We start from the raw sequence: 13,379 nt of genomic DNA, 5'->3' as shown, positions 1-13,379 counted from the left end.
CTTAATGTTTTTTTATTATCAATTGGGTTGCAATGTCGTCAAACGCAATTTCTGTACCATTTATTACATCTGATGCAAATTCAATTGTCTCGGTTAAGGTTTCATTTTTAATATAATTCTCATTAGTGGCGATAGCTTCTTTAATAGCTTCATTTTCTTGGAAAACAATTTTTATCTTATCAGTCACCTCAAGACCACTATCTTTACGAATGTTTTGAATACGATTTACAAGCTCTCTGGCGATTCCTTCTTTTTTAAGCTCAGAACTTATCGTTACATCCAATGCTACAGTCAAAGTTCCAGAATTTGCTACTAACCAACCTTCAATATCCTGAGAGCTTATCTCTACATCATCGGTACCTAATGTAATAATTTTATCATTAATTTCTACATCAAAATGCCCTGTTTGTTCAAGAATTTTAATGGTTTCTTGATCGAATGACTGTATCTTACTGGCAATCAGTTTCATATCTTTACCAAAGCGAGGGCCTAATGTTTTAAAATTAGGCTTGATTTGCTTTACCAGAATACCCGATGCATCATCTATAAGCTCTATTTCTTTAACATTAACTTCACTTTTTATAAGATCTGCAATATCATTGATTTCATTCTTTTCGGCTTCGTTTAGCACAGGAATCATAATACGCTGTAATGGCTGTCGAACTTTGATTTTTTCTTTTTGACGAAGAGAAAGTACCAAAGAAGATATAGTCTGCGCTTTCTGCATCTTGTGTTCTAAAGGTGTATCTACAAAATCCTGATTATACTCAGGGAAATGCGCTAAATGAACACTTTCAAAATCTTCTTTTTGTGTCCCTGTTACCAAATCTTTATATAATCGATCCATAAAAAATGGTGCTACCGGTGCTCCTAATTTAGCAATGGTTAACATACAGGTATACAATGTTTGATAGGCAGAAACTTTATCTTTTTGATAATCGCCTTTCCAGTATCTCCTTCTACTTAAGCGTACAAACCAGTTACTTAGATTTTCCTGAACAAAATCAGAGATTGCTCTGGTTGCCTTTGTAGGCTCGTAATCATTATAATAGGTGTCTACATTTTTGATCAAGGTATGTAGCTCACTTAGAACCCAACGATCAATCTCAGGACGTTCTGCTAATGGGATGTCGGCTTCAGTATAAGTGAAATTATCGATATTGGCATATAAAGTAAAGAATGAATACGTATTATATAGTGTGCCAAAAAATTTACGGCGAACCTCTGCAATTCCTTCAGAATCAAATTTCAGGTTATCCCAAGGATTGGCATTACTAATCATATACCATCGGGTAGCATCTGGTCCAAAAGTTTTTAAAGTCTCGAAAGGATCAGCTGCATTACCTAGTCTTTTAGACATTTTCAGTCCATTTTTATCTAATACAAGACCATTAGATACTACATTTTTATAGGCAACATCATCAAAGATCATGGTTCCTATTGCATGAAGTGTATAGAACCATCCACGAGTTTGATCTACTCCTTCGGCTATAAAATCGGCTTTTCTTCCTCCTGCTTCTACCTTTTCTTTATTCTCAAAAGGATAATGCCATTGCGCATAAGGCATTGACCCAGAGTCAAACCATACATCGATAAGATCGCTTTCGCGTTTCATAGGTTTTCCTGTAGGAGATACTAAGGTAATTTGATCTACCACATTTTTATGAAGATCAATTTTATCATAGTTCTCTTCGCTCATATCGCCAACTGCAAAGTCTGCAAATATATCTGCTTCGAGTGCCCCTGCCTTAACCGCTTTACTCATTTCGGTTTTTAATTCTTCAACAGAGCCGATGATAAGTTCTTCTTTACCATCTTCTGTTCTCCAGATTGGTAATGGAACACCCCAGAATCGAGATCGAGATAGATTCCAATCATTAGCATTAGCCAGCCAGTTACCAAAACGGCCCTCACCAGTTGCTTTAGGTTTCCAATTGATACCCAGATTAAGCTCATGCATACGATCTTTAAAATCGGTTACTTTTATAAACCACGAATCTAAAGGATAATATAAAACAGGTTTATCGGTACGCCAGCAATTTGGGTAACTGTGTACATATTTCTCGACCTTAAAGGCTTTATTTTCTATTTTTAGTTTAATGGCTATTTCTACATCAACAGATTTCTCTGGAGCTTCACCATCATCGTAATATTCATTTTTAACATATTTACCACCCAAATCACCCATTTGCAAGATAAATCGCCCTTGTAAATCAACAGTAGGTACAAGGTTATCATTTTCATCCATTACTAATAATGCAGGTACTTCGGGCTTTGCTTGTTTGGCTACTAGTGCATCATCTGCACCAAAAGTTGGCGAAGTATGTACTATCCCGGTTCCATCTTCGGTAGTTACAAAATCACCTGCAATGATTCTAAAGGCATTCTCTGGGTTATGGTATGGTTGCACATAATCTATAAGTTGCTCATAACGGATATCTATCAGATCTGCTCCTTTACATTCCTTTAAGATGAAATAAGGAATCTTTTTATCTCCTTCTTTGAATGTAGTTAGTTCTTCTTTAGTTTCTGCCTGCACAAACTTGCCGGCAAATTGTTTTCCTACCAAATTTTTTGCAAGAACAACATGAATCGGTTCAAAAGTATATTGATTAAATGTTTTTACAACTACATAATCAATTTTGAGACCTACTGTTAATGCTGTATTCGAAGGAAGAGTCCATGGAGTTGTCGTCCAGGCCAAAAAATAAATAGCTTCTTCTATCTCCTGCAAAAACGAAGGCAATGTTTCTTTTTTAGCTTTAAATTGAGCTACAACTGTTGTGTCGGTAACATCCTGATACGTACCAGGTTGATTAAGTTCGTGTGAGCTTAGTCCTGTACCTGCTTTAGGAGAGTACGGCTGTATCGTATATCCTTTGTATAATAATCCTTTTTTATAAATCTGAGAAAGTAACCACCATACACTTTCCATATATTTAGATTTATAGGTGATATATGGATCCTCCATATCTACCCAATATCCTATTTTTTGTGTAAGATCATTCCAGATATCGGTATAACGCATCACAGCTTTTTTACAAGCTTCATTATACTCTTCTACAGTGATTTTTTTACCGATGTCTTCTTTGGTAATTCCTAATTCTTTTTCTACACCAAGTTCTATCGGAAGTCCGTGTGTATCCCACCCGGCTTTACGTTGCACCTGATATCCTTTTTGTGTCTTATAGCGACAAAATATATCTTTAATTGCACGAGCCATTACATGATGAATTCCCGGTAATCCATTTGCTGAAGGAGGACCTTCAAAAAAGATAAACGGTTTTGCTCCATCTCGTTCACTAATACTTTTTTCAAATATGGTATTCTGTTGCCAGAAATCCAGTATTTCGTCAGCTACTTTAGGTAAGTCAAGTCCTTTATATTCAGGAAACTTCGTGCTCATTTGATCGTTCTTTCTATTAAGTGTGCGAAAATAAGGATTTTCTGGAAAAAAGAAGGGTGAATTTGGAATGTGATATGAAATAATTGTTAGGTAAATATGATTTTTTAACATAGAATTCAATTTTTCATTGAATTTTTATCGAAAACACACCTAGTAGTAGTAATATTAATTTTGAAATAAACGATATGTAATGTCGAATAATGAGATCTCTTTTTAAAATCATTTGCCAGCGGTTAGATTTTAGTATTTTTAGGCGACGAAATAATTACATGTGATTTTGTATTGATCTATTCAATACAGATCTGATCTCTAAATATAGTATAAACAGATGAAAGAAACTCTAGATATTGTATTACTCCAATCTCATCTGGCATGGGAAAACCCAGTACAGAATCGTGCAGCTTTTACTCAAAAAATTAATTCGATATCCCAGAAAGTAGATCTAATTATTTTACCCGAAATGTTCACTACAGGGTTTACAATGAATGCTATCGAAGTAGCAGAAAAAATGGGTGATGATACTTTACAATGGCTAGCGAAAATGGCCAAATCGGGGGATTGTGCAATTGTGGGAAGTATTATTATTGAAGAAAAAGGAAACTATTATAACCGATTGGTCTTTATGCTTCCTGATGAAACTTATGAGATGTATGATAAACATCAGTTATTTACACTAGCCAAAGAACAAGAAGTTTTTACCGCAGGCCAAAAAGATGTGATTATAGAATATAAAGGTTGGAGAATTAAGCCTCTAATTTGTTATGATCTCAGATTTCCGGTATGGGCAAGAAATACTTCGGGATATGATGTATTGTTATATGTTGCCAGTTGGCCAAAACCTCGTATTGATGCATGGGATGCATTGCTAAAAGCAAGAGCTATCGAAAATATGTGTTATTGTATCGGGGTAAATCGTGTTGGTCTTGATGGTAAAGGATATGAATACAATGGTCACTCTGGAGTATATAATGTTTTAGGAGATTCGGTTTTAGAAGAAAACCCTGTCGAGAGAGAAGCTATTTTATATGCAACATTAGATATTTCTCATGTTAAAAAAATAAGAAATAAATTACCTTTTCTTGATGATAAAGATAATTTTAAATTAATCTAATGTGAAGGTTTGTTTTATTTCCCAGTTTGCTCTAACATCTATTGGTTCTGCAAAGTAGCGGATTTCTTCAGGTTGTATTCCTTTTAAAAAATTACCGCTGTCCCACTTACCATTATTATTACGGTCAAAAACGATTCTGATGTAATATTTAGACGGGTCGAGATAATCAAAAACCAAAGTTTCCTGACGTTGCACATTTTTTTCTGAAATCACTTCTTCTTTTTCATTTGTGACTTGAACCAAAATTGGATAAGCTTCTACTTTTTGGAGTGTTAAGAAAATAGTCCCGTAATCGGTTAATTTCTTTGTCCGGAAATTGATTTTTATAGTATCATTAACATTGCCTGTGAAATCTTTAATAGCTTCTGGCAAAAACTGTAAACTGTAGGCATTATTTTCTGTTTTTTCAAAAGCTAGTTGTGCTTCATTTTTTGCGATATCTAATTTGATAGAAAAAGGAATCTCAAGTGTATCCTTATCAGTTAGAGAGATGAGTTGCTCATTAATGCTGTCCAGTGCGGTATTTGCTGTAAAAACAAAATCTTTATTAGGTGGAAGTGTAGCTCCAATATAAGAGGATACTACAAGAGAATCTTTATACTGATCTTTAAATCTGGTAAGTACAGTATCTCGATATTTTTTGACATTGGTTACTTCGAATAATAATGAATCAGCTTTAAAAAATGGTCTAAACCAATAGTGCAATGTATCTTTGTTTTTATCGGGAAAGATTCGAGTTTCAAATGTATCTGGTGCGTCACTTAGCAACTTAATTTTCATACTATCTACTTCACCTTCATATGGAAAAATAAATTTGTTTTTTGAGACTTGTTTAGGATTTAGCGCTTTAAAATCCAGGGTTTCTTTAAATATATTAAGATTAAAGACTTTAGCGGTATCTTCAGGAAGTGATATTATCTCTTCATAAAACCCTATTTTATCCTGTTTAGGTTCATAGATATAGTTATTAGAAACATCTTTTAAAGCAATGAGTTTAAATTTTCCTTCTTTCAGATTATGCAGACTAAAAGCTAAGCTATCTAAGGTATTAGTAATATATCTGGGAACAGTCTTATATACTAGTGAATCTGAGTAGTTTTCATCAATTTCATATAAAGCTACTGTAATATAAGGATCTACCTTTTTTTGAATGGCATCACCAACAGTACCTTTTATACTTAAAGAATCAAGAGAGTCTCCTGTAGAAAAAACATATCTAAAAAAAGAATTAGGGTTTTCTTCGTTATTATCTACTACACTTTCACCAAAATTAATACTATAGGTTGTGTTTTCTAATAAGGTGTCAAGAAATTTAATTTTTATGTATTTACTGGCTCCTCCCAAAGGAGTGATGGTTGGTTTAGGATCCATAGGAGGAGAAACGATGATTTGTTTTTGCGGATCTTTTAATTTTACATATTCATCAAAATAAATTCTGATCTCGTTTTTGTCAAAATTTGTAGAGAAATTGGGAGGCATAGCTTTTATAAAAACCGGAGGAGTCTCATCTTTAGGACCACCGGTTATAGAACCTTTTTTGGCACAACTAACCACGATGACAAGTGACGCCAAGGTAAGCAATATCATATTTATTCTTTTGCTCATATCTCCGCAATAATTTTAGGACACAAAGAAACAACTATATTTAAAAAACAAAAAACTTAATGAAATTCTATTTAAGAGCGAATTCAAAATTGGCATATAAATAGAAATACTTTGTATCAATCTCACTTGTATAAAAGGTTTCAAATGTAAATTTATTGTATATCAGACTTTATTCTAATTACTCTGTTATAGCTATTGTGGCGACACTTATTTTGATACCAGGAATAGATTTTAACGCATTTACACAGGATTCTATTGTTGCACCTGTTGTAACAATATCATCAACCAACAAAATATGCTTGTTTACAAGTAAGGACTCATTTTGAATCCCGAATGTTTCAACAGTGTTTATCCATCTGCTAAGTCTTCCGTGTTTGGATTGTTTTTTATTGTAGGAAATTTTTTTCAAAACAGAATCAACATATTCGGCATTTAGTTTTTTGGCAATTTCGACTCCGAATTTTCCTACTTGATTATATCCTCTTTCCTGTAATCTCTTTTTGTGTAAAGGAACTGGGATTACAGAATCAATAAACTGGTATCCAGATGTTTGAATTAACTCCTCGCCGAGCCATTTTCCTAGCTCTTCTCCTATCTCTTCTCTTCCTCGATATTTTAAGTTATGAATTAAATTTTGTACTAAGCTATCTTTATGAAATACAAATAAAGCAGTAGCATTTTCAATTTTGACGCGACCATAAAATACTTTTTCAATTTTTTTTGCGTTTACGTTATGGAAATTGCCCAAAGGAAGCTCGTGTCTGCAAGAAGTGCACAGTAACCTTTCATTAGTATATAGAGGGCTGTCACAGGCAGCACAATATATAGGATAGAATAAATACGCTAAGTCTCTTAGCATTTTATTAGGGAGATTAACATTAATTATTATATTTAGCTATTAAAATAACCATCAAAAATTATAAATCTTAATTATGACAACTCAAAACAATAACTTAACCCTTAAGATTCTTATCGGTGTTCTAGGAGCACTGTTACTTATTCTAGGGATATTTACGTATAAGTTTTACAACGAAGAGAAGCAAAATAAAGCAATTTTGCAACAAGAAAAGGATCTTATTGAAAGTGAATTAGGAGAATTGATAACAAAGTATGACAATGCTATTGCTCTTAATGAAGTAATGGATGATCATTTACTTAAGGCTAAAGAACGTATTGTAGTCTTATTAGATAGTGTAAAAGATAATGATGCTAATCTGGCTTTGATCTCTCGATACAGAAGAGAAGTAGGTAAACTTAAAAAGGAACGTGAAAGATTGTTTAAGCTTGCAGATAGTTTAACGGTTGCAAATACGCAATTAACTACAGATTTAGATAGTACTTCTGTTGCATTAAATAAAAGAATAATCTTATCAGATTCGTTACAAACTCAAAACAGTAAACTTGCTGATATTGTAGAAAGAGGTTCGGCGCTTACGGCAGCAAATATCAAAGCAGAAGGAGTACGTGTACGTAACAGTGGTAAAATATCAACAACTTCTAAAGCAAGTAGAGCAGAAAAAGTAAGAGTTTGTTTTACACTTGCACCAAATAAATTAACAGAAAAAGGAGATAAAAACCTTTATGTACAGGTAGTTAATCCTGATAATGTTTTGATAGGAGATAAAATAGCTATAAACTTTGATAGTGCTACACTTACCTATAGTGGAACTAATAAAGTATTCTATGAAAATGAAGCACTGGATGTTTGTGTATTAGTAGATGCAGCAGAAGGTGAACTAGTTAAAGGAAACTATATTGTAAATGTATTCTCTGGACCAAAAATGATCTCAAACACTCAGTTTGAACTAAGATAATTTTTTTAGATACAGAATTAAAAACCGTCATATTGCTTAAAATATGACGGTTTTTTTATGCTTTTGTCAGAAATTACTTTCGATGAGTAACCCCTGCATTAGCAACTGATGAAGATTTTAATAAAAACAAAATCAGATTCGTTTTCAAATCATTTAAATTCAGTTATTTTTGCGCAATGGCAAAGCAAGAAGATAAATTTAAAAAGGTTATTGCCCATGCTAAGGAGTATGGGTATATTTTTGGTTCTAGTGAAATTTATGATGGACTGAGTGCGGTATATGATTATGGTCAAAATGGAGTAGAACTTAAAAAAAATATAAGAGAATATTGGTGGAAAAGCATGGTAAATATGCACCAGAATATTGTTGGTCTTGATGCTGCAATATTTATGCACCCTACAACCTGGAAAGCTTCGGGGCACGTAGATGCTTTTAGTGACCCTCTTATTGATAATAAAGATTCTAAAAAAAGATATAGAGCCGATGTACTTATTGAGGATTATGCAGAGAAGCTTAATCAAAAGGCTCAAAAAGAAATCGCTAAAGCAAAAAAACGTTTTGGAGATGACTTTGATGAAGCTCAATTTGTAGCTACTAACCCGAGAGTGGTAAAATACTTTTCTAAAAAAGAAGAGGTTATACAGCGTATGGCAAAATCTTTGGATAACGAAGATCTTGCAGATGTAAAGGCATTAATAGAAGAATTAGAAATTGCTGATCCAGAGACTGGTTCTAAAAACTGGACAGAGGTGCGACAATTTAACCTAATGTTTGGTACTAAATTAGGAGCATCTGCAGAATCTGCTACCGATTTATTCTTAAGACCAGAGACCGCTCAAGGTATTTTTGTGAATTTCTTGAATGTTCAGAAAACGGGACGAATGAAAATACCGTTTGGAATTGCCCAAACCGGAAAAGCATTTAGAAATGAGATCGTAGCGCGCCAGTTTATCTTTAGGATGCGGGAGTTTGAACAAATGGAAATGCAATTCTTCGTACGTCCTGGTGAAGAAATGAAATGGTACGAATACTGGAAAGAAACCCGATTAAACTGGCATTTATCACTAGGATTAGGTAAAGAGAACTATCGTTTTCATGATCATGATAAACTAGCACACTATGCGAATGCCGCAGCCGATATTGAGTTTGATTTTCCATTTGGATTTAAAGAATTAGAAGGAATTCACTCTAGAACAGATTTTGATCTTAAAGCCCATGAAGAACACTCAGGTAAAAAATTACAATTTTTTGATCCAGAGTTAAAAGAAAGCTATGTTCCTTATGTTGTTGAAACTTCGGTTGGATTAGACAGAATGTTCCTAGCTGTATTCTCTACCGCATTACAAGATGAAGAATTAGAAGATGGTAGCAGTAGGGTGGTATTGAAACTACCTGCAGTTGTTGCGCCAGTAAAAGCAGCAATACTTCCTTTGGTTAAAAAAGATGGCCTGCCAGAGATCGCAGAACAGATTGTTGATGATCTAAAATGGAAATTTAATGTCATTTATGACGAAAAAGATGCTATTGGACGTCGATATAGAAGACAAGACGCTAATGGTACCCCATTTTGTATCACAGTAGATCATGATACTAAAGAAGATAACATGGTTACGATACGAGATCGAGATACTATGGAGCAGAAACGAGTGGCGATTACAGAGCTTAAAGCCATCATTTCTGAAAAGACAGATGCCGAGTATTGGTTAAAATAATTTTGGGATAGGTTTTCCATGATAAAGCTGCTTCATTATGAGGCAGCTTTTTTATTTTAATAAAAACATAGATAAGATATAATCATTGACAATTATTGATAATTTTTTTTAAAATTAACCGTTTTTTTATCAATACTAAGGATAAAGTGCCTTATGGTTATCGTATTTTGAAGTTTAATTGTATTTTAGTCTCTAAGTAAAGAGCCAGATCTTAATATAAATTATTGCTTATGTTATTAAAGAAAATTGTAGTAGTTTCTTTTCTGTTTTTTGTTGCCATAGGATTTTCGCAAAAGAAAGAAACCATGAATGCTAGTATGGTAACTACTGCTGCTTATATGAGGGCAATAGAGCCATTGGCAGGAAAAAAATTATTACCTGGTGAATCAAGAGAAGGTAAGATTAATCCTAGAAGAACAGATGCGAATAAGATTGTTCCGGGAAAAGGTTTTCCAAAAGGAATGGATCCTTTACTTGCAAAACAAAAGAGCAATCAGATGATGAGAGCTGGTAAAGCTCCTTCTCTTACATTTGAGGTAAATTCTAGCAATAGAGCTCCTTCAGATCCTACAGGAGCTGTTGGTCCTAATCATTATGTAAGTGCCAAAAACTTTGCTTTTGCAATACACGATAGAAGTGGTAATGAGTTAGTGGCTTCATCATCATTAGCCAATATATTCCCAGGAGAAACTCTTGGAGATCCAATTGTATTTTATGATAGTTTTGCAGATCGATTTGTGATTACTCAGTTTTCTAATACTCCAAACGGATTTTTGGTAGCTGTAGGTCAAGGGCCAGACCCTGTAAATGATGGATGGTTTACATATAGATTTAATACAGAAGGATTTCCTGATTACACAAAATTTTCAATTTGGTCTGATGGATACTATGTAACGGCAAATAAAGATCAGAATTCGGTACAAACCAGTGAAATCGTGTTTGTGATCGAAAGAGAAAAAATGCTACAGGGAGCAGCTGAAGAAAATGTAAAAATGGTAGGTTTTCCGCTTCCAGGAGCTAGAATAGGTGGGTTTTACAGCCCGGCATCATTTAATGCTTTAGGAAAAACGTTACCTCCCGATGGTGATGCGAGAATTGTTTATTTTCAGGATGATGAATGGGAAGGTGTCGATCAGGATATTTTAAAACTATGGAAAATTGATGTAGACTGGGTTTCTCCCAGTCAATCAACAATTACAGAGGCCGAAGAGCTTGCAGTAACAATTTTTGACTCTACTTTTGATGGTGGGTCTTTTGGTAACTTACCACAACCAGGTAGTGATCGAAATATTGATGCATTGCAAGGTGCAGTTATGTTTGCCAGTAATTACAGGAGGTTTTGTAATTATAACTCTGTAGTACTTAATCATGTAGTAGATATAGATGCAGATGCAGATGATGTAGCAGGAATACGTTGGTATGAACTACGACAAAGTGGAGATGGTCAACCCTGGACTGTATTTCAAGAAGGAACCTATACCTCTCCCGATGGTAAAAGTGCATGGTGCGGGAGTATGGCTATGGATATTTATGGTAATATTGGTATGGGATATACTACAATGGGTACAACCAGTACCGGAGCAAGTGCAGATAGTTTTGCCTCAATTCGATATACTGGTAGACTTGCAGGTGACCCATTAGGAACAATGACTATAGCAGAACAAGATATCAAAATAGGAACCGATATACAACGCGAAGGAGATCCGCAACGATATGGAGATTATGCGCAACTTACTGTAGACCCTGTTGATGATCAAACATTTTGGCACATTGCAGAATATTTTGAAAATACAGGAGACAACTCAAGAAATGTAGTAGGTGTTTTTAAAGTGGCTGGTACAGTTACTACCGATGTGGGAGTAGTAAGTATAGATACCCCAGGAAATGATGCTACTTTTACCAATTCTGAAAACATTACTGTAACAGTTAAGAATTTTGGATCTACAGCTCAAAGTAATATTCAGGTTACATACTCTATTAATGGAGGGCCAGTAGTTAATGAGTTATTAGCAGGTCCTATAGCTCCGTTAGGAACAGCTTCCTTTTCATTTGCTACCAATGCAGATCTTAGTACAGAAAGAGTATATACTATAACAGCAGAAACTAATGCGGCGGGAGATACTAATCCAGAAAATGATTGTAGCGAAGTAACACTCAATAATTTATTTCCTATTGATGTAGGAGTAGGAGAATTATTATCCCCCGCTCCTGATAGTGGAATTACAGCTTCTGAAGAAGCAATTACAGTTACATTGTATAATTTTGGTTCTACTGCGCAAACTAATATTCCGGTTTTTTATACTTTAAATAACGGAACCAGAATAGAAGAAGTTTTTACAGGCACCTTGCAACCACAAGCAGAAGCAAGTTATACATTTACCACTTTGGTAGATATTACAGGAACAGGAACTTTCGAATTTCAATTAGGAACAGCTTTAGCTACAGATGAGAATACGGGGAACGATATGATTACCCGAACAATAGAAAGAACGTTTTGTAGACCAACATCAAATTGCACTCGATTTGAGGACGGAATTAAGTCTTTCGAATTGGCAAATGTTACGAATACTCAAATTACTTGTGATACAGGGTATGAGGATTTCAGGAATGATTTTACCATCAATTTAAATCGATCTATAGGAAACTATACATTAACCGTACAAACAGGGTTTGCAGACAATAATGGATCAGAGCGAGTATCTATGTGGATTGATTATAATGACAATATTGTTTTTGAAGAATCAGAATTGTTGGTAGATAACCAGATTATTGAAGCTGCTAATACAGATCAGGAGTTCACTATATCAATTGCTGCCGATGCTGTGTTAGGAAGCCATTTGCTTAGGATTCGTGCAGGTGATGTTAATACCAATAGTGGAGCCCCTCTTAATAATTCATGTGGTTCGATGGACTTTGGTACGACCCATGATTATACAGTAGAGTTAGGAGAAAATAAAGAACTGGATACCGGATTGATTGTAATTACAGAACCCGATAATCAATTCTTGATCACCAAATCAGACTCAGGCTCAGAAACTGAAACGAGACTTTATATTTTTAACATTCTAGGACAAGTTATCGTTTCTAATATAGTGAGAAAAGATGCTAATGGTAGATTTGTATACGATTTAGATATGTCCTATGCGAGATCAGGAGTCTATTTTGCACGATTTGGTAACAATAGAAAAGCAGACGCTACGAGGTTTGTTGTACAATAATACACTTATTCTTTACGTGTATTGATTTCTGTAATAGAAACCGGACGAGCATTGTTGCATCTACTTGCCATTCTAAGGCTGCCAAATTTTACCCAAACATGTTTGGGAACCTCGGCTTTAAAAAACTCACTAAGATTAATAGGATCCAGATTATCTTTATATTCTTCAACATTTAGAATATAAGGACACCCTTCAGATTTACTACTCACTATGGTGCCTTTGCTAAACCCTTTTTCTACCATTTCTTTTGATGTTATAAGTTGAGTGCCACTTTTTGAATCCGAAGTATTCTTAGCATCTACTCTCTTTGCAGGAACACAATTGTATGCATTAAATAGTAGAAGCAAGCAGGCCATTTTAAGCATGTTTTTCATGATTTGTGGTTGTTTACTATAAAGATCATAAAAAATTATTACAATATGATGGGATTTATATACCAATTTAAATTCATAATAGATGATTAAAATGTATCGATATGACACTTCATTTTTTATTTTTACTAAAATTTAAACC

At 34.3% G+C, this 13,379-nt stretch carries 8 protein-coding genes; 4 read left to right on the top strand and 4 right to left on the bottom strand.

What is annotated here, in order from left to right:
- Nucleotide 1: 1 nt before the first annotated feature.
- Complete coding sequence (ileS, locus tag AAFU52_RS07405; RefSeq protein ID WP_438425982.1) at nt 2–3,406, bottom strand: isoleucine--tRNA ligase; 3,405 nt, start codon at nt 3,404–3,406, stop codon at nt 2–4.
- Between the two features lie 328 nt (nt 3,407–3,734).
- On the opposite strand from ileS, the gene AAFU52_RS07400 reads away from it, so the two are divergent.
- Nucleotides 3,735–4,517 (top strand): amidohydrolase, encoded by a 783-nt coding sequence (locus AAFU52_RS07400; RefSeq protein ID WP_024768349.1) that lies wholly within the window; start codon nt 3,735–3,737, stop codon nt 4,515–4,517.
- Here AAFU52_RS07400 and AAFU52_RS07395 read toward each other — a convergent pair.
- Together AAFU52_RS07395 and AAFU52_RS07390 are read right to left on the bottom strand one after the other, a co-directional pair.
- Nucleotides 4,509–6,122, bottom strand: coding sequence for an Ig-like domain-containing protein (locus AAFU52_RS07395; protein ID WP_438425981.1), 1,614 nt, complete (start codon nt 6,120–6,122; stop codon nt 4,509–4,511). The genes AAFU52_RS07400 and AAFU52_RS07395 overlap by 9 nt on opposite strands.
- A 178-nt stretch (nt 6,123–6,300) precedes the next feature.
- Nucleotides 6,301–6,981: a ComF family protein gene (locus tag AAFU52_RS07390; protein WP_024768347.1), complete on the bottom strand. Its 681-nt coding sequence runs from the start codon at nt 6,979–6,981 to the stop codon at nt 6,301–6,303.
- A gap of 73 nt (nt 6,982–7,054) precedes the next feature.
- Here AAFU52_RS07390 and AAFU52_RS07385 point away from each other — a divergent pair, with 73 nt between their 5' ends.
- From AAFU52_RS07385 to AAFU52_RS07375, 3 genes are all read left to right on the top strand, one after another.
- Nucleotides 7,055–7,936 carry a hypothetical protein gene (locus AAFU52_RS07385; RefSeq protein ID WP_024768346.1) on the top strand — a complete coding sequence of 294 codons (882 nt, stop codon included), beginning with the start codon at nt 7,055–7,057 and terminating at the stop codon, nt 7,934–7,936.
- Between the two features lie 176 nt (nt 7,937–8,112).
- On the top strand, nt 8,113–9,648 hold the full coding sequence (locus tag AAFU52_RS07380) for a glycine--tRNA ligase (protein WP_024768345.1): 1,536 nt from the start codon (nt 8,113–8,115) through the stop codon (nt 9,646–9,648).
- Nucleotides 9,649–9,878: 230 nt separating this feature from the next.
- A complete protein-coding gene (locus tag AAFU52_RS07375) occupies nt 9,879–12,866 on the top strand; it encodes a GEVED domain-containing protein (protein WP_438425980.1) in 2,988 nt (995 codons plus the stop codon).
- Between the two features lie 5 nt (nt 12,867–12,871).
- Here the strand turns inward: AAFU52_RS07375 and AAFU52_RS07370 are convergent, their stop codons facing one another.
- Complete coding sequence (locus AAFU52_RS07370) at nt 12,872–13,240, bottom strand: hypothetical protein (RefSeq protein WP_438425979.1); 369 nt, start codon at nt 13,238–13,240, stop codon at nt 12,872–12,874.
- Nucleotides 13,241–13,379 lie beyond the last annotated feature (139 nt).

It is taken from the genome of Aquimarina macrocephali, assembly GCF_051627225.1.
In the GTDB taxonomy this organism is placed as follows: domain Bacteria; phylum Bacteroidota; class Bacteroidia; order Flavobacteriales; family Flavobacteriaceae; genus Aquimarina; species Aquimarina macrocephali.
This window is presented reverse-complemented; position numbering and strand designations above follow the sequence as displayed.